Source organism: Streptomyces sp. NBC_01571 (genome assembly GCF_026339875.1).
Classification (GTDB): Bacteria; Actinomycetota; Actinomycetes; order Streptomycetales; family Streptomycetaceae; genus Streptomyces.
This window is the reverse complement of the sequence record NZ_JAPEPZ010000002.1, coordinates 192,491-217,773: the sequence shown is the minus strand read 5'-3', so window position 1 is coordinate 217,773 and position 25,283 is coordinate 192,491. Positions and strand designations below refer to the sequence as shown.

General features: G+C 71.3%; 21 protein-coding genes and 1 pseudogene. 4 read left to right on the top strand and 18 right to left on the bottom strand.

Translation table 11 applies throughout. The annotated features are described in order from the left end of the window. Positions 1 to 165 precede the first annotated feature (165 nt). The gene (locus OHB41_RS44160; RefSeq protein ID WP_266707074.1) at positions 166 to 783 is read left to right on the top strand and encodes a TetR/AcrR family transcriptional regulator; all 618 of its coding nucleotides are present in this window, start codon (positions 166 to 168) and stop codon (positions 781 to 783) included. Between the two features lie 97 nt (positions 784 to 880). On the opposite strand, the gene OHB41_RS44155 is transcribed toward OHB41_RS44160, so the two are convergent. After that, entirely contained in the window at positions 881 to 3,175 is a 2,295-nt protein-coding gene (locus OHB41_RS44155; RefSeq protein WP_266707072.1) for an FUSC family protein, read from the bottom strand. Between the two features lie 208 nt (positions 3,176 to 3,383). Then, positions 3,384 to 4,316, bottom strand: coding sequence for a Ppx/GppA phosphatase family protein (locus OHB41_RS44150; protein WP_266707070.1), 933 nt, complete (start codon positions 4,314 to 4,316; stop codon positions 3,384 to 3,386). Between the two features lie 552 nt (positions 4,317 to 4,868). Between OHB41_RS44150 and OHB41_RS44145 the strand changes: the two are divergent. Then, positions 4,869 to 5,611: pseudogene (locus OHB41_RS44145) on the top strand (SDR family NAD(P)-dependent oxidoreductase). A gap of 87 nt (positions 5,612 to 5,698) precedes the next feature. Here OHB41_RS44145 and OHB41_RS44140 read toward each other — a convergent pair. From OHB41_RS44140 to OHB41_RS44085, 12 genes are all read right to left on the bottom strand, one after another. Beyond that, a complete protein-coding gene (locus OHB41_RS44140) occupies positions 5,699 to 6,214 on the bottom strand; it encodes a flavin reductase family protein (RefSeq protein ID WP_266707068.1) in 516 nt (171 codons plus the stop codon). A gap of 124 nt (positions 6,215 to 6,338) precedes the next feature. Beyond that, positions 6,339 to 7,169: an alpha/beta hydrolase gene (locus tag OHB41_RS44135; protein WP_266707066.1), complete on the bottom strand. Its 831-nt coding sequence runs from the start codon at positions 7,167 to 7,169 to the stop codon at positions 6,339 to 6,341. Between the two features lies 1 nt (position 7,170). Beyond that, positions 7,171 to 8,199 carry an LLM class flavin-dependent oxidoreductase gene (locus OHB41_RS44130; protein WP_266707064.1) on the bottom strand — a complete coding sequence of 343 codons (1,029 nt, stop codon included), beginning with the start codon at positions 8,197 to 8,199 and terminating at the stop codon, positions 7,171 to 7,173. An 82-nt stretch (positions 8,200 to 8,281) separates the two neighbouring features. After that, the gene (locus OHB41_RS44125) at positions 8,282 to 9,157 is read right to left on the bottom strand and encodes an FAD-dependent monooxygenase (protein ID WP_266707062.1); all 876 of its coding nucleotides are present in this window, start codon (positions 9,155 to 9,157) and stop codon (positions 8,282 to 8,284) included. Positions 9,158 to 9,167: 10 nt separating this feature from the next. Next, on the bottom strand, positions 9,168 to 10,508 hold the full coding sequence (locus tag OHB41_RS44120) for an LLM class flavin-dependent oxidoreductase (RefSeq protein WP_266707060.1): 1,341 nt from the start codon (positions 10,506 to 10,508) through the stop codon (positions 9,168 to 9,170). A gap of 118 nt (positions 10,509 to 10,626) precedes the next feature. Further along, positions 10,627 to 11,490 (bottom strand): ABC transporter ATP-binding protein, encoded by an 864-nt coding sequence (locus tag OHB41_RS44115; RefSeq protein ID WP_266707058.1) that lies wholly within the window; start codon positions 11,488 to 11,490, stop codon positions 10,627 to 10,629. Further along, positions 11,487 to 12,440, bottom strand: coding sequence for an ABC transporter ATP-binding protein (locus OHB41_RS44110; RefSeq protein ID WP_266707056.1), 954 nt, complete (start codon positions 12,438 to 12,440; stop codon positions 11,487 to 11,489). Before OHB41_RS44110 ends, OHB41_RS44115 begins: the two co-directional genes overlap by 4 nt. Next, positions 12,440 to 13,327: an ABC transporter permease gene (locus tag OHB41_RS44105; protein WP_266707054.1), complete on the bottom strand. Its 888-nt coding sequence runs from the start codon at positions 13,325 to 13,327 to the stop codon at positions 12,440 to 12,442. Before OHB41_RS44105 ends, OHB41_RS44110 begins: the two co-directional genes overlap by 1 nt. Before the next feature lie 2 nt (positions 13,328 to 13,329). Next, positions 13,330 to 14,358 carry an ABC transporter permease gene (locus OHB41_RS44100; protein WP_266707052.1) on the bottom strand — a complete coding sequence of 343 codons (1,029 nt, stop codon included), beginning with the start codon at positions 14,356 to 14,358 and terminating at the stop codon, positions 13,330 to 13,332. 31 nt (positions 14,359 to 14,389) lie between these two features. Further along, positions 14,390 to 15,964, bottom strand: coding sequence for an ABC transporter substrate-binding protein (locus OHB41_RS44095; RefSeq protein WP_266707050.1), 1,575 nt, complete (start codon positions 15,962 to 15,964; stop codon positions 14,390 to 14,392). Positions 15,965 to 16,554: 590 nt separating this feature from the next. Beyond that, positions 16,555 to 17,454: a DsbA family oxidoreductase gene (locus OHB41_RS44090; RefSeq protein WP_266707048.1), complete on the bottom strand. Its 900-nt coding sequence runs from the start codon at positions 17,452 to 17,454 to the stop codon at positions 16,555 to 16,557. Further along, complete coding sequence (locus OHB41_RS44085) at positions 17,451 to 17,885, bottom strand: RrF2 family transcriptional regulator (protein WP_266707046.1); 435 nt, start codon at positions 17,883 to 17,885, stop codon at positions 17,451 to 17,453. Before OHB41_RS44085 ends, OHB41_RS44090 begins: the two co-directional genes overlap by 4 nt. 138 nt (positions 17,886 to 18,023) lie before the next feature. Between OHB41_RS44085 and OHB41_RS44080 the strand changes: the two genes are divergently transcribed. Next, entirely contained in the window at positions 18,024 to 18,530 is a 507-nt protein-coding gene (locus OHB41_RS44080) for a cupin domain-containing protein (RefSeq protein ID WP_266707044.1), read from the top strand. A 36-nt stretch (positions 18,531 to 18,566) separates the two neighbouring features. Here the strand turns inward: OHB41_RS44080 and OHB41_RS44075 are convergent, their stop codons facing one another. Both OHB41_RS44075 and OHB41_RS44070 read right to left on the bottom strand, forming a co-directional pair. Beyond that, on the bottom strand, positions 18,567 to 19,289 hold the full coding sequence (locus OHB41_RS44075; protein ID WP_266707042.1) for an FAD binding domain-containing protein: 723 nt from the start codon (positions 19,287 to 19,289) through the stop codon (positions 18,567 to 18,569). Positions 19,290 to 19,581: 292 nt separating this feature from the next. Continuing rightward, positions 19,582 to 20,715: a glutathione-independent formaldehyde dehydrogenase gene (locus OHB41_RS44070; RefSeq protein ID WP_266707040.1), complete on the bottom strand. Its 1,134-nt coding sequence runs from the start codon at positions 20,713 to 20,715 to the stop codon at positions 19,582 to 19,584. A 174-nt stretch (positions 20,716 to 20,889) separates the two neighbouring features. Here OHB41_RS44070 and OHB41_RS44065 point away from each other — a divergent pair, with 174 nt between their 5' ends. Beyond that, complete coding sequence (locus OHB41_RS44065) at positions 20,890 to 21,081, top strand: hypothetical protein (protein WP_048456904.1); 192 nt, start codon at positions 20,890 to 20,892, stop codon at positions 21,079 to 21,081. A 648-nt stretch (positions 21,082 to 21,729) separates the two neighbouring features. On the opposite strand, the gene OHB41_RS44060 is transcribed toward OHB41_RS44065, so the two are convergent. Next, a complete protein-coding gene (locus OHB41_RS44060) occupies positions 21,730 to 21,834 on the bottom strand; it encodes a multicopper oxidase domain-containing protein (RefSeq protein WP_266707033.1) in 105 nt (34 codons plus the stop codon). 617 nt (positions 21,835 to 22,451) lie between these two features. Continuing rightward, complete coding sequence (locus tag OHB41_RS44050) at positions 22,452 to 25,001, bottom strand: discoidin domain-containing protein (RefSeq protein WP_266707031.1); 2,550 nt, start codon at positions 24,999 to 25,001, stop codon at positions 22,452 to 22,454. Positions 25,002 to 25,283 lie beyond the last annotated feature (282 nt).

The following is a 25,283-nucleotide window of genomic DNA, read 5'->3' as shown; positions in this document are numbered from 1 at the left end:
TCACCGGTTCTCACCGGCTGTGCGATCTGTGCAGCGACGTCGTTCTGTCCGGGGGACCGAGGCGGCGCGCGTTCCACGCCGGGTGTGCCCGCCGAACGATGATTGAGGTTACAGGGCACCTAATGAATAGGGAAACGGTGTGATGACATTGACTAGGATGTCCGAATGCCCTCCAAACGCCCCTACGTCTCTCCGCTGCGGGAGCAGGCCGCCGCCCGGACGCGCGCGCTGATCCTGCAGCGCGCCGCCGAACTGTTCGCCGGACGTGGCTATGGGCGGGTGACCGTCGCGGACATCGCGGCGGCGGCCGGTGTCTCCGCGAAGACCGTCTTCGCGAGTGTCGGCAGCAAGAGCGACATCCTGGACCGGATCGTCGACCAGGGCGTGGTCGACTCCGGCTACGAGCAGGCCATGCGGCAGGTGCTCGCCCTGCCGACACCCGAGGCGGTGCTGAAGGCGCTGGCACACGGCACGCGCCTGGGCAACGAGAAGCAGTTCACGGTGCACGAGGCGATCCGCAAGGCGCTGCCCGTGCACGAGAACGGTGAGGCGCTGTGGGAGCGCGCCACCGCGGACTACCGGCTCGCCCTGCGCGCCGCCGCCCGCCACCTGCACACCCTGGACCCAGCGCCTCCCGGCCCGGTCGACGAGACGGCCGATCTCCTGTGGTTCTGGTTCGGCCCGACCGGCTGGCGCACGCTGGTGGTCGAGAACGGCTGGCCCTGGGAGCGGGCCGAGGAAACGCTCCGCCGCACCGCGGTCGCGACTCTGTGCACGGGCTGAGTGGCCTTCGCGTCCGCCGCTGTCCCGGGCGCGGGGTTCGGACCGCCCCGCCCCCGCGGACGACTGCGCCGCGGGGTGGCCCACTCGAGGGCACCGGTCAGGACGCGGGGTGGGGTGCCGCCGCGGCCGCCAGGTTCGGTTGGAGCCGGCGGGCCACATCGAGGTGGTCGGCGGTCCAGATGATGCGGACGGCCGTGGCGGTGGACTGCCCCCGCTCGTCGGTCAGGTCGCGACGCAGGGAGTCGACGAGCCGTCTCTCGGCCGTGGGATTGCGGGGCAGCGGTTCCGGCACGGGAGCGGCCCGGCCCAGTGCGGCGGCCAGATCCCGGTACCAGCCGGTCACATGGCCGGCGGTGCCCAGGATCACGAGACGCGCCTCGGCCCGGTCCGTACCGGCGTCCTCGTCGCCGGCGCGCTGCCACAGTCCCAGGACGGCGTCCCCGGCCAGGCGCAGTCCGACGATGCCGGTGACGAGCGTGGTCATGTCGGCGAGGGGCGTCGGTTTGGCGCCGCGTTCGGCGAGGTAGCTGCGGAAGGCGTCGTCGAGCCGCCGTGCGGCGGCGGCCGCCGCACGGCCTTCCTCGACGGGAGGGCCGGCCGTAGGCGCGGGGCCGGACCCGCACCGGCCCACGGCGTACGCCACCGTTCCGGCGAGGTAGCGGGCACTGTCCGTGTACGCCTCGGCGAGGGCGCGGTCGACAGCGGCCGTCGCGCCGCGTGGCCAGAGGAACAGGGCCATCAGCACGCTCACGGCGCAGCCGACGGCGATGTCCTGGATCCGCAGCAGGACGATGTGCCAGTCGGGGTTCTGGCCGATGTTGAACAGGATGACGACGGTGACGGTGAACGCGGCCTGGCCCGCCGCGAAGGAGATCGCGGCGGGGGCGATGCCGGCGATGAGCACGGCGAGAGGCAGCAGGATCCACAGCACGGTGCTGTGGTGGCCGATGAGCTGCAGCAACCCGGCTCCGATGATCGAACCCGCCAGGGTGCCCAGCACGGCGCGCATCGCGTTCTGACCGGTGTTGAGGGCGTTCGAGCGCAGCACCGACAGGGTTCCCAGCAGGACCCAGAACGAGTGCTGGAGGCTGGTCAGTTGGGTGAGGGAGACCGCGATGCCGAGGCCGAGCGCGCCGCGGAGGCTGTTGTGCAGCCAGACCGACTGCGGCCGAAGGTGCGTGGCGGCCCGCTCACGCGCCGACATCAGTGGTTCGGTGAGGGTCCCGGGCTCGCGGCCGAGCAGGCGGTCGTGCCAGCTGCGCCGCTCCGCGGACGCGGCCAGGTCCACGTTGTTCGCGATCTGCAGCGTCGCGAACCCCAGCTCCTGCGCGCGGAACGACAGGTCCAGCCTTCCGATGACCGGATGCACCCGCGACGGTGTCGCGGCTCCCGCCTGGTGCCCGCTCAGCCTGCCGGTGGCGTGGCGCTCCATACCGGCCATCGCCGCACCCAGGTCGTTTGAGGCGGCGCGCAGTGCGTCCCGGGGGTTCATCGGGACGTCGAGCAGTCCTGCCGCCTCGTCCAGGACACGCGCGGCGGCCCGTCGTACGGCGTGGGCGTCGGGGTCGCACGCCGGGCGGCCGTCGAGAGGGGGCACGCTGTCGGCGAGGACGTCGCTGAGCCAGGTCAGTTCGTCGACCAGACGGACGATGGCGCGTGAGCTGGTCGACAGACCGGTGGGCCGATAGGGCGTGGTGTCGAAGACGCCGCGCAGGTCGGCGGCGGCGGCGGCGGCCCGGTGGGCGGTGATGCGGCACTGGCCGACGCCCGCCATGCCGGGGCCGCCGGCCAGCCAGGACGCGTCGGCTCGCAGTTGCTCCGCGGCGGCGCGGCAGACCCGTGCCGCGGGTGCGCTGAGCGGGTCCGCGGCAGGCCGGGGCCACAGCAGGGAGACGGCGAGCATGGCCGCGGCCGCCGCCAGTCCCGCACCGGCGAGCCGGTCGGGGAGCTGGGACAGCGGAGCGGGTGAGGTGACCGGGAGAATGAAGGCCAGCAGGAGCGCGGTGGACGCGCCCGCGAGGACAGAGCTGATGGCGCCCGCGAAGAGCACCAGGAAGCCGACGACGACCATGACGGCGACCGCGAGCCAGATCCGGTGGGCGACGAGCGTGCCCAGACTGATGAGGACCGCCCACGCCACCGCGAGCCCCGCGTGCGCCTGCAGCCGCTGCACCATGGGGCCGGTGAAGTCCACCAGCAGGAGCATCGAGAACGAACCGAACGCCGCGAAGGTCGCCATCGCGGGCGAGCCGATCACCTGACCGCACAGGGCGAAGAGGGCGGGCATCACGATCGCGGTCCGCACGGCGCGGCGGGTGGCCGCCAGCTCGGGATCGTGGGCCCGCAGCCAGGACATGGCGCGGCCGAGAGTGACACGGCCCGGTCTTCGCACGCGCCGCACCTCCCGTCGCCGAGGCAGTCCGCCTCAGCAAGTCTGACGGCTGCCCCGTGCGGAACGCCATGCGAACGCGAACGTAGGCGCGGGCGCGAACTGGACTCGGCCCGGTGCGAGCGGCGCGTGCGTGATCAACACCGGCCGCGGCCGGGTGTCCCGTGCCGTCGTTCGGCTCCTCTCCGACCGGCGTGCCCGAGGAGCCGCGTCAGTCGGTGCGGGCGCCGCCGAGGCGTTCCAGGAGCAGTCCTTCGCGGGTGGACCAGGGGCAGATGGTGACGCTGTCGACCCCACAGGTTTCCATGAGGGCCTCGGCGATCAGGGCTCCGGCCAGCGACTGCTCGGCGCGGTGCGGGGAGATGCCGGGCAGTCTGCCGCGCCGCTTCGGGGTCGAGGCGGCCAGGAGCGGAACCGTCGTCCGCAGCGCGGGCAGCGTCAGGCGCTGCGGCGTGCGGGGCGGCCGGTTCTTCCCGGCCGCGGCGAGCCGGGACAACTGGGTGAAGGTCTTGGAACACGCCAGGACCTGCCCGCCCGGCTCCGCCTGGGGCAGGTCGGGGAGCGAGCTCAGGGAACGCCGCAGATGCCGCCGCAGCTCGGCCAGCCGGCGCTTGGAGGGGGCGGTGCCGCCGGGAAGCCACTCGCGGGTGACCGTGCGGGCTCCCAACGGCAGCGACAACACGGTGCGGGGCTGGTCCGCGGTACCGGAGGCGATCTCCAGGGTGCCGCCACCGATGTCCAGGACGAGCAGGGGGCCGCCGGTGGGCGCCGCCCATCTGCGGGCGGCCGCGTACGCCAGCCGCGCCTCCTCCTCACCGGGCAGCACCCGCAGGCGGATGCCGGTGGCGTGTGCCACCCGGTCGATGACCTCGTCGCGGTTGGGCGCGTCCCGGATGACGGACGTGGCGAACGCGAACACCTCGGGCAGGCGCAGCTGTGGGTCCGCCGAGGCGGCCTCCGTCACCGCCCGCTGCACGCTCCTGACCCCCGACTCGCGCAGCCGCCCGTCCGGTCCCAGGCTCTGGTGCAGTCGCAGCCGCACCTTGTGGGAGAGGACAGGTTCCAGCGTCCCGCCCTTCGGCCGCCGCGCGACCGTCAGCAACGCGCTGTGGCACCCCACGTCGAGTACCCCTGCCTGCCGCATACGCTTGCCTTCCCGCATCATGAGCTCCCCCCAGCGCCGGACCGCTTCCCGGCGGCCGTGACCGGTCGGGACAGCGGTGGGCGGCACCACGCGGATGCGGGTGCCACCAGGCCATCTTGTCACTGCCGGTGTTCTCCATGATCCGGCAGACCCCCTCCGGCCCTCGTTCATACCCCGCCGGCCCGGCCCGGGCGGAGGGGGCGTTCGGCCCGGTGAGGACGCTGTACCGTGCCGACCGCCGACCACGGAGGGCCTGCGGCGTGTACGTCGTCGGGCATGGAGCGCTGCCGGACGCACACACGACGGTCCCCGGTTCACCGACGTGAGGACCGCCGCCGTGACGACGCCGACGTGACGGCCGTCGCCGTGACGACCGCCGACGAGGAGCGTGCGTGCGGAGGCGCGTCCCCCGGCGGGGACCTGGACCCCGCCTGGTCGTGCCGTACCTCTTCGAGATGCCCCCAGCACGACGTCGGAATGCCGCCGGACACCTCATGGTCCGCCGGGGAGCATCGACAAGTCGGCTAATGAGAAAGAGAGTTGAGCGAAGACATGACTGCGAAGCTTGACGGCAAGGTGGCCATCGTGACGGGCGGAAGCCGGGGGATCGGTGAGGCTGTGGCGCTCAGGCTGGCCGAGGACGGGGCCGACGTCGCACTGACCTACCGGGACAGCGCGGACCGCGCGGCGGAGGTGGCCGGCCGGATCAGGGACATGGGCCGCAGGGCCGAGGCCGTCCGGGCCGACGGTGCGGACCCGACGGCGGTGCGCGAGGCGGTGGACCGGGTCGCCGCCGAGTTCGGACGGCTCGACATCGTCATCAACAACGCGGGGATCGGAGTGCTGGGACCCGTCGAGGACCTGTCACTGGACGACATCGACCGGGTCCTGCACATCAACGTACGGGCGCCGTTCGTCGCGTCCCAGGCGGCGGTCCGGTACATGGCCGGGGGCGGGCGCATCATCAACATCGGCAGTTGCATGGCCGAGCGGGTCGCCTTCCCCGGTGGCTCCCTGTACGCGACCAGCAAGACCGCGTTGATCGGCCTCACCAGATCACTGGCCCGCGAGCTGGGTCCACGGGTATCACCGCCAACCTGGTCCACCCGGGCCCGACGGAGACGGACATGAACCCCTCCGACGGTCCGGGCGCCGACATCCAGAGGGGTCTCACCGCGCTCGGCCACTACGGGCGGCCGTCGGACGTCGCCGCGACCGTGGCCCACCTCGCGGGCGACGCGGGCCGGTACGTCACCGGTGCCACGATCGCCGTGGACGGTGGATTCGCTGCCTGAGTCACTCCCATGCGGCCTGAGTCCCTCCCGGGCGGCCGGCGGCACGGAAGCCGTCGGCCGCCTGCGGGGGAGCCGCCGGGGGCACGGTCATGCCAGAGGGTGCGCCGAGGCGAACGATCCATTGTGGTGCACGAGTGCCGTGGTTTCCGCGGCGGCGGCGCCCGCGTCGACCTCGCCGACGACCAGCAGGTGGTCGCCGACGGTCTGACGGAGGGTGATCCGCGCGGAGAGCCAGGCGGTGACCCCGTCGAGCACGGGCAGACCGTCCGCCTGGGCCCACCAGGGGACGCCGGCGAAACGGTCCACGCCACTGCGGGCGAACCGGCTCGCCAGACCGGCGTTGGCCGTGCCGAGCACATGGACCGCGAACCGGTCCGCGCGGCGGGCTGCGGGGGCGCTGGAGGCTTCGACGCCGACGCAGAACGACACCAGGGCCGGGCGCAGCGAGACGGAGGTGAACGATGTGGCGGTGAAGCCGACGGGGCCGGGGAAGGTGATCACCGTGACCCCGGCCGCGTGCCGGCGCAGGGTGTCGCGGAGAAGGTCCGCGCCGTCGGGAGCCACCGGCGGCGGTGGCGCGTCGCGGTGCAGAGGGGCGGTCATACCGTTTCCTTTCGGCGGGTCGGGGTGGCGGATCCGGTCCGTCCGGCGGGCCGGACGGACCGCGCCGCACGGCACGGGTTCGCGGTAGCGGGCCGCCAGGGGCGCTCACCGACGGGGCCGGCCGTCACCACGCGCTCGACTCCACCGTGACGACGGGCACCAGCGTGTTGCGGACCGTTTCCAGGAACGTGACGACCTCGGCCGCCACCGAGCGGTGCTGCAGGTCGTTGAGGACGTCGTGGTGGGCGTCCCGGACCACCGCCAGGCGGCCGCGCGACAGGGACTTCGCGGTGCGGGTGAGAGCGTCGCGGTCCGCGAGCGGATCGGCGTCGCCGACGAGGATCAGGGTGGGGACGGCGATGTCGCCCTGGTGGGCCGCGTCGAGCAGCGCATCCGGCACCGCGGTGCCGAGCGAGCCCCGCTGTGTCCCGGAGTCGTCGGTGAGGACTGCTCGGTGGGCCGGGCAGAAGGTACGGACATCGAGTTCGTCCTCCCACGATCGCCCCGCACCCTCCGCAGCGCCCGTGTTGCCGGTGTTCCCCGAGCCGTCGGTGCCGTCGGTGTCGTCGGTGTCGGCACCGCGTCCCGGCAGTCCCGCGAGAACGACGGCCTCCGGCAACCGGACGACAGGTGACTCCCCCTGGCCGAGGAGCGCGGCTACGGCGGCGGCGCCGGTGTCGGCCCCGACGAGGACGACAGGACGGACCACCCCGTCCTCGGCCGCGGTACCCCCGACGGCCGCGGCGATCCCGGCGCCGAACCGCGCCAGCGAGCCGGTCAGATCGTCGGCGTCGATGCGCGGGGCGTCGACGACGCGGACGCGGTAGGCGTCGGCCGCGAGCCGCCTGCCGAACCGGGCATAGGCGGCCCGGCCCTCGCCGCGACCTGGCACCACGACGATCGTGCCGCGGGTCCGGAGGCCTTCGGGGCCGTAGTAGTCGGTGTACTGGGTCATCTCACGCTCCTGCGAGGTCGGGCACGGTCGCGGGCTTCCAGCCCAGGGCGGGCGCCACTTCGGTCGCGATGAGCTCAAGGGCACGGATCGCGGCGTCGTGGTCGGGGACGGCGGGGTTGAACTGGGTGATCAGGTCGGTCGCGACCGGCAGCACCTTCTCCTCGCGGAGCGCGGCGGTGATCTCGTCGGGATGGCCGTAGAAGGAGTGGAAGCGACGCAGTGCCTCGTCCACGCCCAGGTCCTTCGGGAAGGCGGCGCTCTCCCCATGGCGAAGAGCCGCCCGGTGGACGTCGTCGCCGATCTGCCGAAGAGCCGTGCGTCTGTCCTTCGCCGGGAACACGAACCGGGACAGCCCGATCCGTGGACGGCGCGGCTTCTCCCAGGCGTCGAGGAACGCGTCCGCCCAGGGGCGCTGCACCTCGTCGGTGGGAGCGTCGAAGCCGTACGCCGCGCGGTTGAGCAGGAGGTTCGAGCCGCCGCCGGCGGCGTGCCGCGCGCCGGGGCCGCTGAAGACCCCCTGCCAGATCCGGTCCGTGAAGTCACCGGGCGTCGGCTGGATGCGGAAACCGGGTGTACGCACCTCCTCGCCGGCCAGCGCCCGGCGCAGCACGCCCAGCTTCTCGCTGGTCAACTCGCGCTTGCGGGCGACGTCCTGGCCGAACGCGGCGTACTCCGTGTCGCTGTAGCCGCTGCCCACACCGATCTCGACGCGCCCGCCGCTGAGCGTGTCGACGACGGCGACGTCCTCGGCGAGCCGGACCGGGTCCTCCAGCGGGAGGACGGTGATGGCGGTGCCGAGGCGGATCCGCCTGGTCCGCGCGGCGGCGTGGGCGAGGAACGTCCACGGCGAGGAGAGGCCGCCACCACCGGCCGGCACATGGTGCTGGGCCACCCAGCCGGTGTCGAAGCCGAGTTCGTCGGCGACGACGAAGAGCTCCTGCGCGTTCCGGTACGTCCGCGCCAGGTCGTCGCCGCGGCCCTGGACGTGGGTGAGGAAGCCGAGTCTGAACCGCGGTGTCAGGGGGGTCATGAGTGCTCGCCTTTCAGGGATCGGACCGTGTCGTTCCCCGGTCACGGGGGAGGGGGATCGATGCCGAGGTGGCCGGGCCCGCTCATCGGCCGGCCGCGCCCGCCGCGACGAGACCGGGCGTCACCGTCCCGTCGCGGGCGCCGCCCAGTACCCGGTCGAGGACCGCGGCCGCACCCGCGTCGGGAAGCTCCGTGCCGCGCCAGGCGACGTGCCGGTCGGGACGTACGAGCACATGGCCGGTGCCGTAGACCGCGCGGGCCTCGGGATCGGTCAGGTGGATCACCGTGAACGGCAGCGAGCGCGCCGCGGCCTCCAGGACGAAGGCCCGCTCGACACTGCGGTCCTCGGTCAGGACGAGCAGGGCGAACGAGTCGCCGACGCGGTCGTGGAGCGTGCCCCCGTACGGATCGATGAGTCCGTCGGGCGCCCGGTGCCCCGGCCGCGGGTCGTCCTCGTAGACGTCCGCGCGCCAGCGGGGCTCGGAGTCGAGCTGGCCGGGTTCGTACCGGATGGCGGTCGAGGCGTCGCAGCGCTCGTCGTAGGCGACGCCCGCCGCGCCGGAGCGGTCCCGGCCCAGTCGCTCTCCGATCTCGCTCCGGCGCCGGAAGGCCTCGGGGCTCAGATCCGCGTCGTCCGGAGTGCCGCCCTCGCGGAGTTCCGCGAGGGTCCGCTGCGCGCGCCGCGAGCGTTCGAGGGAGTGGTCGGCGACCCTCCAGTTGTGCCTGCGGCGCTCCTGGTCGTAGGAGTCGAGCAGTGTCGTGGGCGCGTGGCCCCTGACCACCGCGGCCAGTTTCCAGACGACGGCGCCCCGGACGCCCCGGGCGGTCAACTCGACCGCCGCCGACAGGCCGACGGGACCCGCGCCGACGATCAGCACGTCCACCGCCGTCGGTGGCGTGGCGAGCGGGAACCGGACGGTGTGGACGTCGCGCCCACCCGTATCCGACAGTCCGGTCATGATCCTGCCCTCAGCCGTTCACGAGCTGGGGCTCGCGGGTGTGACGGTTGGCCGGGACCGGCAGGCCGAGGTTGCCGCGCAGGGTGTCGGCCGCGTACTCGGTGCGGAACAGGCCCCGCTTCTGCAGGATCGGCACGACACCGTCGACGAAGAGTTCCAGGTCGTCGTCGGTGCGGAAGGCGAGGTTGATGCCGTCGAAGGTACCCGCGGCGAACCACTGCTCGATGGTGTCGGCGACCGTCGTCGGCGCCCCGACGAACGGCGAGCGGCGGAACTCGCTGACCGACTGCGCCACTTGACGTAGCGTCAGATTCTCTGTCCGGGCGCGCTCGATGAGCTTGGTGGCGCCGGTACGGCCGCCCTTCTCGGCGAGGTGCGCGACGTCCGGGAACGGCGCGTCCAGGTCGTGCCCGCTGAAGTCGTAGGCGCCGAAGGAACGGCCGAGGAGCGCGAGGTTGCGGTCGAAGTCGTTGTCCTCCTCGAAGATCTCCTGCTCGCGCCGCCTGGCCGCCTCGTCGGTGGAGGCGACGACCGGGCCGCCGTGGATGAATATCTTGATGTGCTCGGGGTCGCGGCCGTACGACGCGGTGCGCGACTTGATGTCCGCGTAGTACTCCTGCGCCTGCTGCAGGCTGCCGCCCGGCGCGTAGATGCCCTCGGCGACCCGCGCCGCGAGGTCGCGCCCCTCCGCGGAGACACCCGCCTGGAAGATCACCGGCTGGCCCTGCGGAGAGCGGGAGAGGTTGAGCGGCCCGGCGATCTTGAAGTGTTCGCCCTCGTGGTCGAGCGCGTGCAGCTTGGCCGGGTCGAGGAAGACGTTGCGCTCCACGTCGGCCGGGAACGCGTCGTCCTCGTAGGAGTCCCACAGACCCCTGGCGACCTGGACGAACTCCAGCGCGCGGCCGTAGCGCGTGGTGTAGTCGAGGTGCTCGTCGAGCCCGAAGTTCCTGGACGTTCCGGTGTCGAAACTGGTGACGACGTTCCAGCCCGCGCGGCCGCCGCTGATGTGGTCGAGGGAGGCGAACCGACGGGCGAGATTGAAGGGCGAGTTGTACGTCGAGCTCGCTGTGCCCACCAGGCCGATGTGCCGGGTGTGGGTGGCGACCGCCGACAACAGCGTGAGCGGCTCCAGCCGGTTCAGGTAGTGCGCCGGGTAGGTGGAGTTGATGAACTGGCTGTCGACGATGAACAGGGCGTCGAAGAGCGCGTGTTCGGCCGCCTTGGCCTGCGCGATGTAGTAGTTGATGTCGATGCTCGCGTTCTTCGCGACGCGCGGGTCCTTCCACAGACCGTGCTGGCCGGGGCCGCCGACACCGTAGGGGTGCAGCGCGAGGTGAAGGGTGCGGGACATGGGTGTTCCTCTCCGTGCTTCTGAGGCTCTGAGGATCTGAGTTCTGTGGATCGCTGGTTCCGGGAACCGTGGGTTCGGGAGATCCCCGGTGGAGTGGTTCTTGGGTTCCGTGCCGCGCTCAGGCGTGCAGCAGGGCACGCAGCGCGTCGCGCTCGGCCCGGTCGGCCGAGGCAGTCCGCAGGGTGGGCGCGGAGCTGACGAGCAGACGGGTGTAGTCGTGCCGCGGGTGGGTGATGACGTCCCGGGCGGCACCGACCTCGACGAGTTCGCCCTGGTAGAGCACCGCGATGCGGTCGGCGATCCCGGCGACGGACCCGAGGTCGTGCGAGATGAAGACGAGGGCCACGCCGGCGGCGCGGAGTTCCTTGAGGATCTGCAGGACCTGGACGCGGTTCGCGGAGTCCAGAGCGCTGACGGGCTCGTCGAGAATGACCAGCCGCGGCTCGGTGACCAGCGCCCGGGCCACCGCGACCCGCTGCCGCTGGCCCCCGGAGAGCTCCCCGGGCAGCCGGTCGAGCAGCTCCTCCGAGAGGCGCACGCGGGCGAGGAAGGTACGGACCCTGTCGGCCGCCTCCGTCCGCGCGACCCCCTGCACGAGCAGCGGCTCGACCAGGGACTCCTCGACGGTCAGGTCGGGGTCGAGGCTGCGCAGCGGGTCCTGGAAGACGTACTGGACCACACCGCGCCGGCGCAGACCGCGCCACTGGCGTGGGCCGTACGCGCTGACGTCCTCGCCGCCGATGACGATCCGGCCCGCCGAAGCGCGGACCAGGCCGAGCACGGTACGGGCGAAGGTGGACTTGCCCGACCCCGTCTCGCCGATGACCCCGACGGTCTCGCCCGGCGCGACGCTCAGCGAGAGTCCGTGCAGGGCGCGACGGCGCCGGCGGCGCAGGCCGTAGTGCACGTCCAGGCCGGTGACCTCGAGGACGGCGTCCTGGTTGGTGCCGGCGGACTCGTCCGGGGTGAGTGCGGCGGTCATGAGGCCTCCGTCGGCGTGAGGAACTTCTCCAGGCCGTACTGCTCGTGTTCGGCGATGAGCAACTGGGTGTACTCGTGCCGTGGACGGTGGAGCACCGCCTCGGTCGGGCCGTGCTCCACGACCTCGCCCCGACGCAGCACGAGGACCTCGTCGCAGAGCTGGGCGACGACGGCCAGGTCGTGGGAGACGACCACCAGGGCGAGACCCGCGCGCCGGCGCAACTCGGCCAGCAGATCGAGGATTTCGGCCTGGACCGTGACGTCGAGTGCCGTCGTGGCCTCGTCGGCGATGAGGATCCGCGGATCGGCGGCGATCGCCGCCGCGATCAGGACGCGCTGGAGCATGCCTCCCGAGAGCTCGTGGGTGTACTGGCCGTAGACCAGTTCCGGGTCGCGCAACTGCACCGCCCGCAGCAGCTCGACGGCGCGATGGCGCGCCTCCCGCCGCTTCAGTCCTTTCTTGACCCGGACGACCTCGGCGATCTGAGGGCCCACTCGGATCGAGGGGTTCAGGTAGGACGCCGGATCCTGGAAGACCGCGCTGATCGTGGCTCCACGCAGAGCCGTCCACTGCGGCGGGGTCAGGGTCGCGATGTCGGTGCCGGTGATCTCGATCGAGCCGCTGGTGACCTCGAAGTGCGGGGGCAGGATGCCGAGCGCGGCGCGGCAGGTGAGGGTCTTTCCGCTGCCGGACTCACCGACGATGCCGACGGCCTTGCCGGGGGTGAGCTCGAAGCTCACCCCGTGCACGATCTCACGGTCGCCGGCCAGGTCACTGATGTGCATCCCGCGGACGGCGAGCACGGGGGCGGCTGTGGCACCGGTCGCACCGGGCGTACCCGGTGTACCGGTCGCAGAGGTCGTACCGGTCGCACCCGTCGTACCGGGCGCGTCGGCGGCCGCGGCACCGTGGGTCCTTTCGCGGGCGGCGTTCTGGGACAGCGTCGTCATCACGCACCTCCGGTGGGAACGGGCTCTGACTTGTCGAGGCGGTTGGCGCGAGCCTTGCGGTTGTTGACGAACGCCCGGCCCGCCTCGCCGGAGACGTCGCGGATCGCATCGGCGAGCAGGTTGCTGGCCCAGACCGTCACCATGATCAGAACCGCGGGGGCGAGGGGCGCCCACGGCTGGTAGCTGAGGTAGCCGAGGTCCGAGGCGAGCAGGCCGCCCCAGGTGGGCGCGGGAGGCTGGACCCCGATGCCGAGGAACGTCAGGCTCGACACGATGATGAAGCCGACGCCGATGGTCTGGGCGAGTGCGACGGCGATCGGCGGGAGCACCTTGACCCACACATGGCGCCGTACGATCCAGCCGATCGAGGCACCGGAGATCAGCGCGGCCTCCACGTACTGCGAGCGGGCGACGGCCAGCGTGGCGGCGCGGGCCACCCGGTAGAAGAGCGGGGAGACCAACGCGCCCGTGACGAACATGGCTTGGGTGATGCCGTTGCCGAGCAGCGCGATCACCGCGACCGCGAAGAGCAGGAACGGCAGCGCGACCAGGGTGTCGGCCAGCCGGAGGGTGACCCACTCGAAGACCCGGCCGAGGTAGACCGACAGCATGCCGGGGATCGCGCCGACCACCAGTGCCATCAGGGCGACTTCGAGCGAGCCGAGCACACTGACACGGGAGCCGTCGAGCAGCCGGCTCAGCACGTCACGGCCCAGGTAGTCCGTACCGAGCCAGTGCGCGCCCGACGCGGCCGCGAGCGTGTGGTCGCTGGTGGCGAGGGGGTTCTGCGGGGCGAGCAACGGTCCGAGGACCGCGAACAGGGCGATCACGGTCAGGATGGCGACGGCGATCCGGCCGGACGCGAGGGAGAGGACGTGGCGCACCATGGTCATACCCCCCGCCGGGAGGCCGGCGTCACGCGCGCCAGCACCAGGTTGACGATCAGGTTGAACAGGACGACGAGGACGATCGACACCACGAGGACGCCCTGCACGGCCGGTACGTCGCCGGCCTGGGCGGAGTCGTTGGCGAACCTGCCGAAGCCCTGCAGGCCGAAGATCCACTCGGTGACGACCGAGGCCCCGACGAGCGCGGGGAACTTCAGGCCGAGGGTGGCGAGCGCCGGTCCGATGCCGTTGCGCAGCACGTGCACGAGGAAGATCCGGCGTGTGCCCAGTCCGCGAACCACCGCGCCCGTCACGTAGTTCTCCCGGTAGGCCGCGACGAGACTGCCGCGGAGCTGGCGGGCGACGTCCGCGACGACGTCGAAGCTCAGCGCGATCGCCGGGAGGGTGATGTGCGCGAGCCACGGGCCGATTCCCTGCCGTGCCGGGATGTAGCCGGCGGAGGGGAACACATGGAGCCCGACCGCGAAGACCGCGACCAGCACGATGCCGACGACGAAGGCCGGCATCACCGAGATGAGGGTGACGAAGCCCGTGATCGCGCGGTCGACCCATGTGGTGCGCCGCAGCGCCGCCACCGTACCCAGGACGAAACCGACGAGTACGCCGATGACGAGCGCGAACGTCGCGACGGAGAGGCTCACTTCCAGGCCCAGGCCGATGAGCGTGGAGATGTCGGCGCCGTTGGTCCAGCTGGCGCCGAGCTGTCCGTGCAGGACACCGCTGAACCAGTCCCAGTACTGGACCAGGAAGGGCCGGTCCAGCCCCCACTGGGACTCGACCCGGTGGATCGCCTCGGGAGTCGCCTCTTCGCCCAGCTGGATCCGCGCCGGGCTGAGTCCGCTCAGCGACCGTAGCGCGAACGTCACGAACGTCGCGACCAGGAAGACGGGCACGAAGATCGCGATCGACCGGGCGAGGGCGACCAGGACACGGCCCAGCGTGTGCCGCACCCTGGTCACGGCGACCCCGCGACGCCGGGCAGGCGCGGCCGGTACCGCTGTCGTCGTCATGGAGTTGCCCCCTCTCTGTAGTGGACGGATGTCAGTTGCCGCGGGAGATGGTCACGCCGGTCCAGTCGATGTGGGCCGGGTTCTTCGGCAGGTCCGAGATCGACTTGCTCTTGGCGATGAGGTTCGGCTGCGAGTACGTGAAGACGAGGGCCCTGCTCTTCAGACCCGCCCGGGTCGCCGCCTGCAGCACCTTGGCGTAGTCCGGCGAGTCCAGTGGGGTCTGGCGGACCTTGGCGATGGCTGCCTCGAAACCGGCCGGCTCGTAGGGCGAACTGAGGTTCAGCGGGCCGTTGGGACCGAAGTGGGCGGTCAGGGTCTGCGCCGCGGAGTCACGGCCGGTGGTCCCGTACAGCGAGAACTTCAGGTTCTTCGCGAAGAACGGGGTGGCCCAGTTCTTGTCGACCTTGATGGTGACCGTGATGCCGACCTTGGCCAACTGCGACTGGACGATCTCCGCCTGCGGGTCGTCCGCGGGGATCACCAGGTCGAGCTTGATGTCGCCCGCCTCGTAGCCCGCCTCGGAGAGCAACTGCTTCGACTTCGCCGGATCGTAGGGGTAGTCGGCCTCGGACTTCGGGTCGTAGGCCACGTACCCCTTGGGGAACGGCTGGTCGGTGACCTCGCCGTAACCGAACGTCAGCTTGTCCACGAACTCCTGACGGTTGATCGCGTGGCGGACGGCGTCGACGACCTTGCCGTTGTCGAACGGCGCCTTGTTGATGTTCAGGCTGAGGTTCGAGGCGTTGAAGCCCGGCTGTACGAAGACGTCGAGGCCGGCCTTCCTGGCGGCCGACGCCTGACTCGGGTCCAGGTCGGCGAAGTTGTAGACGCCGGTCTGCAGACCGGAGACGACCGTGGAGGCGTCCGGAGCGGAGGTCAGTTCGACGTTGTCGATGTGGATGTTCTTCGCGTCCCAGTAGTCCGGGTTCTTCCTGAGGACCGCCTTGGTCCCCGGGATCAGCTGCGTGACGGTGAACGGACCGGCGCCGACCGGGTTCTGGTCCAGCTTCGCGGGGTTCTTCGCCGCCTGGGGACTGGCGATCTGCAACACACGCTCACCGAGCAACTGAGGGATCTGGTAGTCGACCTGGGTCAGGTGAAGGACCGCGTCCAGTCCTTCGGCGTCCACCGACTTGATGGAGGTCAGGTCGCCGAAGAGTGCCGAGTTCTTCTGCTTCTGGGCCCGTTCGATGGCCGCCTTGACGGCGGCGGCGTCGACCGGCTGACCGTCACTGAACTTCAGGCCGGGGCGCAGATGGAAGGTGATCTCGTCACCCTTCGCGTTGTACTCCCAGCTCCTGGCGAGGTCGGGAACGGCCTTGCCCGTCTCGTCCGTACGGGTCAACGAGGCGTAGGTGAGGGCGAGTTCGCGGAACTGGGCACCACTGCCCCCGACCACCGGGTCCCAGTGGGTCGGGAAGTACGAGGACGTCCACTTCAACGTGGCACCGCCACCCGCGGCTGCGGTGTCACCGCCGCACGCGCTGAGGGCGGGTGCGAGCAGTGCGACGAAGGCGGTGGCGAGGGCGGCGGTGCGCGGGCCGCGGGTCCGTCGGGCTGAAGGGAGAGCCAGTCTGCGGCGCTGGGTGGTGAGTTGAGCGGGCATCGTTTTCTTCCTGTGGTGGGCCCCGGCCCGGCCCGCGGCGGAAGGAGCGGAGCGCGACGGGCGGAGCGGAGGCAGCGAGAGGGAGAAGGCGCAGGGAACAGGAGCGCAGGCGAGGGAGCAGGGCGCGGGGCCCGGCTCGACGCCCGTACGCACCGTCGACCGGGACCCGGGCGGGCATACCGGGGGAGGCGACCGCGCACAATCGGGATGCGCGGCGCCCAGGGCAGGGAATGTCGGGGGTCCGCGGAGGCGGGCCCGGAGACGGAGAAGGCGTGCGACGGTGCACGGAGGCGCTGAGGCGGAGGCGCGGACGCAGGGGGACGGACGCGGCTCGGGCGTGTGGCGGGCGGCCGGTGCCGAGAGCGGCGGTCAGGCGCCTGCGGGCCGGGGGCGGCGGAAGGTCAGCGACAGAGTGCGCTGCTGGTGCGCCGCAGGTCCACGTAGCGGCACACCACACCGGGGTGCGTCGTGAGCATGCTGCACATCCTGGGGGCAGCCTCGACCGGCTGTCAATGGACACCAATTGGTGTCTCATTCGGCGGGACGGTCACTGATCGCAGATCAGAGACGCGCGGGGCAGGGGGGAGTGCTCAGCGGCCGGCGGCGGGATGCACGGCGGCCTCATCGGGGTGCAGCCACAACGGGCCGTTGCCGGTGTCCACCCGCACGGCGTGCGCCGGCGGCCACGCACCGTCCGTGAGCAGCCGCCGCTCGGGGTCCGTCAGGCTCCGGTAGCGCTCCAGCGCGTCCGCCGGGGAGAGCCGTGCGGGGACCCTCAGCAGCCCGGGACGGAACGCGTCGACGGCGGCGGCGTACTCCTCGAAGGACCGCCAGCCGGGCACCGCGCGACACCCCGCGGGGGACCGGACCAGCAGGGTTGGCAGCGCGTACCGGCGCCCGCCGTCGGCGGTCTCCTTGGCGGCGCCGGGATGCGGTGACCCGCCCCCCGGCGCCAGCACCTCGGGCACCGGCCGACGGGCCTCAGCCCGGTCGGCGCGCACCTGCTCCAGCACCGTCTCGGAGGCGGCCTCGGCGGTCAGCCGCCGCAGGTCGAGTCCCGGCGTGCCGCGTACCGCGGACAGTGCCAGTGCGGCGGTGTCCGCCGGTTCCCCGAGGACGAAGACTGTCTCCCGCAGCCGTCGCAGCACCCGCTCGGCCACGTCACCGCCCTGGAGTTCGGCGGCCTTGGCGACCAGGGAAGAGGGCCAGGAGCTGGCCGCCACACGGCTGAGCCGCAGGGCGCGCGGGGCGTGGCTGTGCGCGCTGATCTCCTCGACGTAGCGCGCGTACCAGGCGGTCTCCGCCGCCGGGTCGGGCGGCGGGTCGTCGTCGTGGTCGAAGAGGATGGCGTACGCCCGCCGCCAGCGCACCCGGCCGGCCAGCGCCGCCCGCAACTTGCGGAAGACGGGCTCGGATCCCCAGGCCCACGGGCACAACGGGTCGGTGTACTCCACCACTTCGACCACCGGCGGCACCGGCGAGCCGGTCACGCGGCGCCCGTCCGGGCCAGCCCGCCGGCCGCTGCCCCGGGCAGCAACGACCTCAGGGTCACCCCGCCCAGGACCGCGGCCGCGCCCGCTTCGACCTCGCGCCACACATCCGGCAGGCCCGCCGCCGGACCGGGATAGTCGAGGCCGTCGAGCGGCGCGCCGCGCAGGGTGATCAACTCGCCGTCGACGGCGCGCGCGACGTCCAGCAGGGTGATCTCCTCCGCGGGCCTGCCGAGCCAGTAACCGCCTTCGCAGCCACGCTGACTGCGCACCAGGCCCGCTCTGCGCAGCTCGCCCACCACGGACTTCAGGAACCGGAACGGGATCTCCTGCGAAGAGGCGATGGCCTCGCAGGTGAGCGGACGGGCGGGTTCACGGGCGAGCTCCAGCAGCGCCCGCATGGCGTAGTCCGCCTTCGCGGAAATATGCATGCGCACATCATGCCCGAGGAGCCTGCGGCGCGAAGGGCGTCGAACGGCTCGCGCCCTGCATTGCGGGAACGTTGCCGCAGGTGAACGGCAATGGACACCACTTGACATCCTTTTCCGGCCCGCTCTAGCGTCCCGGCCATGAGCGAGCCGTCGACGACCCCTGGTGAAGGCTTTCACCCTCATCTCCACGACACCGCGGGCCGCCCGGCGGCACCGCTGCGCACCCGTCTGCACCACATCCGGTCCGACTCCCTGGACGGCGACACCGCCCAGAGCGGCGGCATGCGCAGGTTCGCGGCCGTAAGCGGGAAGAACGTGGGTTCCGAGAAGCTGTGGATGGGCCAGACGCACGTGGCGCCTGCCACGTCCTCCTCCGACCACCATCACGGAGAATCCGAGACCGCCATCTACGTGGTGAGCGGACATCCCGAGTTCGTCTTCCTCGACGACTCGGGCAGCGAGCCGGAGGAGGTACGGCTGCGCACCTCCCCGGGCGACTACATCTTCGTCCCGCCGTTCGTACCGCACCGGGAGGAGAACCCCGACCCCGACGACGAAGCGGTGGTCGTCATCGCCCGCAGCACCCAGGAGGCGATCGTGGTCAACCTTCCCCACCTGTACGCGCTTCCGGCCGACGAGATGTGAACTCCGGTCGGTCCGTGGACAGTCGAGAGCTCCGGATCACCGGTCGGTGACACGGGCCAGGACGGCCGTGACCTGTTCGCGGACCGACTCCGAAGCCGTGGAGTGGAGTGCGCCGATGTCCGTACGGTCCAGGGTGTGGAGCACCTGAGCGGAGTCCGTGTCGCACTCGACGCTCTCGCAGAGGACGTCGTAGCCGTCCCGGACCGCGACCCTCAGGCGGTGGCGTCCGTCGTCGTCGGCGTGCACGGCGGTGGCGACGACGAGGGGCGGCGGACCGCCCGCATCGCCGGACGCCTTGTGGTAGCCGCTGACCATGGGTTCTCGCCAGTGGAGGCTGAGCAGGAGATGGTGCTTGGCGATCACTTCGGCCAGGTCGGTCTCGTACACCCTGTCCGGTTCCAGCACCGTCGCACCTGCGTCCAGGACGAGTGCCGCGGGCAGCAGACAGCGCAGCGTGCTGCCGACGAGGTTGCCCCCCACGGTGGCCGTCCGGCGGACGGCTCCGGTCCCCACCGAGCCCGCCGCCCGCCGCAACACCTCCGGCACACGGTCGTCGATCCGGTTCAGCACCACGGCGGAGCCGAGCGACCGGGGCCCGATCGCGTTGGCCTCCGGCAGGTTGCGCAGCGACATGGCCCGCTCCGGGAAGCCGTCCCGCTGCCAGGTGGCCCAGACCAGTGTCGCGCCGCCTATCGGTTCCGCCCCCTCGGCCATGCACTCCTGTGCTTCGGACACGGACGTGGGCAGACGCAGCAGCATGGCAGCCGACCCTGCTTTCCTGGGGAGTTGGCGATGGTGGAACGCGGCAGCTCAACCGTACGAGCGCTGGTATTCGCGCATTCTCCCCAGGGACACGGGGGCGCATGCAGGGCTCATCGTTTCACCTGCTGCGCTCCTCGCATGCCGGCGCACGACAGATCCGGCCACCGCGGTCGGGCGGCCGGTGCGGCACCTTCGCGGGCGGCACGCCGAGAGGCTGGGGCCGCATGCGGCTCCAGCCTCTCGTCCTTCCCTTGCGGACGGGTCCCGTCGGTGTGCCGGGACTCCGGGACTACGGGTGCAGCACGACCTTCGTGTAGCCCTCGATCCGCTTGTCGAACTTGTCGTACGCCGACGGCGCCTGGTCCAGGGGCATTTCATGCGAGACGACGAAGCTGGGCTTCGCCCGCCCCTCGATGATCATGTCGCGCAGGAAGCGGTTGTAGCGCTTCACGTTGCACTGGCCCGTCCCGATCCTCAAACCCTTCTCGAAGAGCTTGCCGATCGCCACGAGGAGCATGCCGTGTTTGGCCTGCTCGTCCGGGCCGCCGGGGTCGGACGGGACATAGAGCCCGGGTACGCCGACCGCTCCGGTCGCCCGGACCGTCCCCACGAGCGAGTTGAGGACGGTCGCCGGCTCCTCGCGATCCGTGCCGTGCGCCGTGGCCTGGTAGCCGACGGCGTCCACGCCCTTGTCGGTTCCGACGCCCTCGGTCCGGTCCTTGATCTGCTCGACCGGGTCGCCCTCGGCGAAGTTGATAGGAACCGCGCCGATCTCCTCGGCCTTCTGCAGCCGTTCGGGGATGCGGTCCACGACGAACACCTTCTTCGCGCCGCGTATCAGTGCCGAGTACGCGGCCATGAGCCCAACCGGTCCTCCGCCGTAGACCGCGACGCTCTCGCCAGGTCGGACCTGTGCGAGTTCACAGCCGTGGTAGCCGGTGGGGAAGATGTCGGCGAGCAGGATGAAGTCGCTCTCGTGTTCCTCTCCCGGCGGGAGCTTCAGGCAGTTGAAGTCGGCGTAGGGGACGCGGAGATAATCGGCCTGACCGCCCTTGTACGGTCCCATGGCGACATAGCCGTAAGCGCCGCCCGCGAAACCGGGATTGACGGTGAGACAGTATCCCGTGAATCCCTCGACGCAGTTGGTGCAGAATCCACAGGCGACGTTGAAGGGCATGACCACCCGGTCGCCCTTCTTGAGCGCGGTGACGCCCTGGCCGATCTCCTCGATGATTCCCATGTTCTCGTGGCCGAAGACGATGCCGGGCTCGGCAGCGGTGCGACCCTCGTACATATGCAGGTCCGACCCGCATATCGCGGTGGAGGTGATGCGTACGATCGCATCGTTCGGGTGCTGGATGCCGGGCCTTTCGACCTCTTCGACCGCCACGGTGAACGGTCCCTTGTACACAACGGCCTTCACTGCTGTCACCTCCGTCGGGAAATGCGCGTCCGGATGTCACCCCCGCCGCCCCGCCGATTTGTCGCGTGACCCATCTCTCATGATTGTCCGGTCTGCCCGATCGGACAAGCCGGTAATGTCGCCATGAATGGCATTCCGCTGCCGTAGCGAGAGAATGGAAAGGGAGAGCGAAAGGTGTCAGCACAGAGACTCGGAACCCTGCTTGTCGCCGTGCCCGGCCTGTCCGGCACCACGTACCCTCCCGGGACGACCGTGACTGTCCGCGGTCGGGGCGCCACGGTCGACGCCTTCGTCAACGGCGACTGGCTTCCCCTGTCGTGGTGGGAGTTCTCCGACGGCCTGCGCGAGGACATCGCCGACCGCTGACCCCGGCCCTCGTCGACATCGCCGTCCGCTGACATCCCCGCGCCGCCTCGGGCACCCGTTCCTCCGTGGGTGACCCCACCCAGGTGGACCCCGCGGTGCGTGCGCCGTTCGTCTCACCGCACCCGCGCGTACCCCGGCGGACGTTTCCCCGCTCGTGCTCGCCTCACCGCACCGGCGTGGACCCGTCGCGGATGCCGCCCCGCCCGCCGTCTCCGCCTGGACCGTGCGGTCCACGTGATCCGCCGGCGGGTCGTCCAAGCCCGTCGGCTGCGGTCCGTAGACGAGCAGGAACGTACCGTGCCCGCCCTCGGTCAGGAGGCCCGGATCGCCGGTGCCACCGCAGTCGAGCACGTGGCCGCCGCCCCTCGCACGGATCCACTCCGCGCCGGCCGTCCGCGCGAGCGACCGTGCGGACGGCCGGCGCGGCGAGCGCCGGCAGGTACTCCGGATCGGCCGAGACGCCCTACGCGCGGGCCGGCGCGGCCCGGGTATCGGAACCCTCCTGGCCGGGCGGCGAGAAGGCCGACGACAGGCGGAGGGCGGCCGCCCGGCCGCGGTGCCCCTGGCCGGCAGGACGACCAGCCAGAAACCGACCACCCACCGGCGGTGGCACGGCGTGAAGTGCGCGAATGTGCGCACGGGTGCTCCTCAGCAGCTGGTCCGGAAGGTCGCCGTCATCGCCATGTCCTCGTGTTCGAGGTTGTGGCAGTGCAGCAGGTACCGGCCGGCGTGGTCGTCGAACCGGACGGCCATGTCGACGTACTGCTTGGGCCGGAGATCGATGGTGTCCTTCCACCCGTGGTCGGCCGGACCCGGCGGCCCGCCGTTGCGGGAGAGAAGAAGTCGATGACCGCATCGAACCGCTCCGCCGGCGCGATCGGAAGAGTGGTGTGCCGCAGCGGCGCTGCCAGCAGTCCCTGGTCCGATCCGATCCGGGTGAACGACCCGCCGCGGCGGGGTGCGGGGTCGAGCGCCAGCTCGTGGCGGCGGGCGTCGGAGGCGTTGAGCATCCGGAACCGGTACCGGACCGCGTCGACCTCGAGCTCGGGCCAGGGCGCCCCGTTGACGAGGATCGGCGAGCGGCTGTACGTCTCCCCCTGACCGCCAAGACCCATGTCAACCGGGCGATGGTGAAGCTCGGCGCGCGTGACCACGCCCGACTCGTCGTCTTCGCCTATCAGAGCGGCCTGGTCCGTGCCGGTGGCCTTCCCGTCCGGTGACCGCGTCGAGGACCGCTCCGCGACGCCGGCCCCGCAGCCGACGTCGGCCGGGTCCCGCGATGCGGCCCCTGTGAACACCATGGGCCCGTGGCCCGCCACCAGGGCGGACCACGGGCCTGCGGTCAGGTGTTCAGCGGCCCCGACGGTTCGTCAGGGGAACAGAGTGATCTTGGACGGGACGGTGTCCGTCCCCGAGGTGGGTGCGCCCGTGTTGTTGATGACGTGGGCGTACTGACCCTTGCCGCCGAGCGAGATCACCAGGATGTCGTGCATCTTGATGCCCGTCTTGACGGGGACCTGGAAGCCGTGTTGCTGGACGATCGTCGGATCGGACGTGAAGTTGCAGTAGCTGCCCAGACCCCAGGCCTCGTGCACGTTGACCGTGTCCGCGACCTTGTAGGCGGCGTAGCCGACGATGCCGTCATGGGTGACGGCGGCGGCGTTCGGCACGTCGTAGGCCTTCTCGTTCTGGAAGAAGATCGTCCGGCCGCGTTCGCCGTTCCAGAGCACGTCGTACTTGTTGAAGTGCTCCACGAACAGACCGGTGGTGAGGACGTCGTCGCCGTTCACCACCAGACCGTAGTCGGCCCGGTTCGTCTCCCAGCCGACCCCGGTGCCGTGGTCGGCGCGCCAGAGCCAGGTGTGGTCGATGATGGCGTCGTCACTGTTGACCACCACGGAGTTGGTGGCCAGACCGGGTCCGGCACCGCCGATGCGGACGAACACGTCCTGCATGGTGGTCGGGTTGGCGGCGTGGTCGGCCGAGCTGCCCGCCGGACCGATCTGCAGCAGCGTGTCGGACCTGGTGGAGCCCGCGTCGATGAGGAACCCGGCCAGCCGGACGCCGTCGACGTCGGCGACGTGCATGGCGTCGACGCCGTTGTCGGGAACGATGGTGGCAAGTCCCAGCCCGAGCACGACGGTGTTGGCGCGGGTCACGTTGATGGTCTGGTCGAGGTGGTACACGCCGGGCGTGAAGAGGAGGTTGAGGCCCTGGGCGAGCGCCGTGTTGATGGTCGCGGCGGTCGCGCCGGGCTTGACGACGTAGAACTGGTCCAGCGGCAGCGAGGTGCCGCCGGCGTTGGCGGGCCAGGACACACCGCGGGCGTTGGTCCGCTTACCGGGCACGAACACCTTGTAGGTGCTGCCGTCCAGGTACAGGAACGGCTTCTCGCGGGAGACCGGCGTGTTGTCCAGAGTGGTGTAGGGGCCACTGTCGAAGTTGGTCGCCGGCGCGCCCTGGACACCGGAGAAGGTCATGTTCCAGACGCCGTTCGTCCAGCCGCCGACCGAGCTGTCCCGGGTGTACCACTGCTGCTGCGAGTACGGGCCGACCGTGCCGTCGATCTTCGAGTCGGCGATGTAGCCGCCGGACGCCCAGCCGTAGCCGTTCGGGGCGAGGTTGAGCCCGCCCTCAACGTGGATCCGGCGGAACGGCGCCGCCTGTGCGACGGCCCAGCGGTCGGTGCCGTTGACCGGCTTGATCGCCAGGTTCTCCGCGGAGCGCCAGAAGTTCTGCGTGGCGTTTCCGTTGAACCAGCCGGCGTCCACGGTGATGTCACCGTTGATCTGCGTGTCGTCGGGGTTGAGCCCGAGCCCGGAGATCGAGGTGTAGAAGCCGAGTTGCGCGTTGATGCCGTTGTACGTGCCCGGCTTCAGCAGGAACTGGTAGCGGCCGGAGCCGAACTGGCTGGACTCCTGCTGGGCGAAGACCTGGTCGAACTTGGCCTGCAGATTGGGGGTGCTGGGATCCACGACGATGACGTTGGGACCGAGGTCTCCGCCGCCCTCGACCGGCGGGGTGCCGGTGGAGCCGGTGTGGACGGCGACCTCCCAGAGCGAGTAGCCGTAGGCGGTGCCGCGGACCGTTCCGTTGACGCGGACGTAGCGGCCCGAGCCGGTGACGTCGTAGGAGGCCGTGCCGCCGGTCCCGTTGGTGACGGACTTCAGAGTCGTCCAGTCCTGGCCGTTGGCCGAGGACTGAATGGTGAACTCCTTGCCGTAGGCGGCCTCCCAGTTGAGGTCGACCTTGCAGATGTCCTGGACCGAGCCCAGGTCCACCTGGACCCACTGCGGGTCGGACGCCTGGCTGGACCAACGGGTTCCGGTGTTGTCGTCGAAGGCGCTCGAGGCCGGCGTCCCCGCGTTCTCGGTGGACGACGCGGTGGCGGGCTTGCCCTTGGCGGCGTTGGCGGTGTTGCAGTTCCCCGTGGGGGGAGTGCCGGTGTCGCTGGTGCCGAAGACCTGGAACTCCCAGAGAGAGTAGCCGTACTGAGTGGCCCGGGTGACGCCGCTCATCCGGACGTAGCGTCCGTGGCCGGCCACGTCGAGGGTGTCGGTGCCGCCGTCGCCGCCGGTGACGGACTTGACGTCGGTCCAGGAACTCCCGTTGTCGGAGACCTGGATCTTGTAGTCCTTGCCGTAGGCCGTCTCCCAGTTGAGGACGACCTTGCTGAGGCTGGCGGCTGTTCCGAGGTCGACCTGCAGCCACTGTGCGTCGGAGGCGGCCGAGGACCAGCGGGTCCCGGTGTTGCCGTCGACGGCGTTCGCGGCGGGCGTCCCGGCGTTCTCGTCGGACGAGGAGGTGGCTGTCCTGCCTTGGGAGAGGGGTGTCTCTGCCGCGGCAGCGGGCGAGTGGGCGGGGAGGGTGATGAGCGCCGCCGCTGCGGCGAGCGCGATCCCCAAGGATCTGAGTCTCATGCGTTCACTCCGTTCGAAGGAGGGGACGGGTCGTGCGGTCCTCCCGAGGCCGTGCACGACCAGTGACGGGGCACGCCAGGGTGACCTCCGTGCCGAGATCCGTGCTGCGGCCGAGGGGACCCGGAGGAGACGAAATGGCTTACTGGGCTGCTTAGTTCAGGCTTTGATTTAAGTCATGAGGCAATGCGCGGGCAACCCCTTGGACGCGTCTTATTCACAGACTCCGACGACGCGCCGGACGCCGGCGGCCCGGCCCGTACGGGGTGAGCTGCCCGGACGTGC

What these genes read in the sequence shown, in the direction of transcription:
- OHB41_RS44160 (WP_266707074.1), top strand. Translation starts at nt 166, where the DNA reads ATGCCCTCCAAACGCCCCTACGTCTCTCCGCTGCGGGAGCAGGCCGCC.
- OHB41_RS44150 (WP_266707070.1), bottom strand. Translation starts at nt 4,316, where the DNA reads ATGCGGCAGGCAGGGGTACTCGACGTGGGGTGCCACAGCGCGTTGCTG.
- OHB41_RS44140 (WP_266707068.1), bottom strand. Translation starts at nt 6,214, where the DNA reads ATGACCGCCCCTCTGCACCGCGACGCGCCACCGCCGCCGGTGGCTCCC.
- OHB41_RS44135 (WP_266707066.1), bottom strand. Translation starts at nt 7,169, where the DNA reads ATGACCCAGTACACCGACTACTACGGCCCCGAAGGCCTCCGGACCCGC.
- OHB41_RS44130 (WP_266707064.1), bottom strand. Translation starts at nt 8,199, where the DNA reads ATGACCCCCCTGACACCGCGGTTCAGACTCGGCTTCCTCACCCACGTC.
- OHB41_RS44125 (WP_266707062.1), bottom strand. Translation starts at nt 9,157, where the DNA reads ATGACCGGACTGTCGGATACGGGTGGGCGCGACGTCCACACCGTCCGG.
- OHB41_RS44120 (WP_266707060.1), bottom strand. Translation starts at nt 10,508, where the DNA reads ATGTCCCGCACCCTTCACCTCGCGCTGCACCCCTACGGTGTCGGCGGC.
- OHB41_RS44115 (WP_266707058.1), bottom strand. Translation starts at nt 11,490, where the DNA reads ATGACCGCCGCACTCACCCCGGACGAGTCCGCCGGCACCAACCAGGAC.
- OHB41_RS44110 (WP_266707056.1), bottom strand. Translation starts at nt 12,440, where the DNA reads ATGACGACGCTGTCCCAGAACGCCGCCCGCGAAAGGACCCACGGTGCC.
- OHB41_RS44105 (WP_266707054.1), bottom strand. Translation starts at nt 13,327, where the DNA reads ATGGTGCGCCACGTCCTCTCCCTCGCGTCCGGCCGGATCGCCGTCGCC.
- OHB41_RS44100 (WP_266707052.1), bottom strand. Translation starts at nt 14,358, where the DNA reads ATGACGACGACAGCGGTACCGGCCGCGCCTGCCCGGCGTCGCGGGGTC.
- OHB41_RS44095 (WP_266707050.1), bottom strand. Translation starts at nt 15,964, where the DNA reads ATGCCCGCTCAACTCACCACCCAGCGCCGCAGACTGGCTCTCCCTTCA.
- OHB41_RS44085 (WP_266707046.1), bottom strand. Translation starts at nt 17,885, where the DNA reads ATGCATATTTCCGCGAAGGCGGACTACGCCATGCGGGCGCTGCTGGAG.
- OHB41_RS44080 (WP_266707044.1), top strand. Translation starts at nt 18,024, where the DNA reads ATGAGCGAGCCGTCGACGACCCCTGGTGAAGGCTTTCACCCTCATCTC.
- OHB41_RS44075 (WP_266707042.1), bottom strand. Translation starts at nt 19,289, where the DNA reads ATGCTGCTGCGTCTGCCCACGTCCGTGTCCGAAGCACAGGAGTGCATG.
- OHB41_RS44060 (WP_266707033.1), bottom strand. Translation starts at nt 21,834, where the DNA reads ATGGCCGTCCGGTTCGACGACCACGCCGGCCGGTACCTGCTGCACTGC.
- OHB41_RS44050 (WP_266707031.1), bottom strand. Translation starts at nt 25,001, where the DNA reads ATGAGACTCAGATCCTTGGGGATCGCGCTCGCCGCAGCGGCGGCGCTC.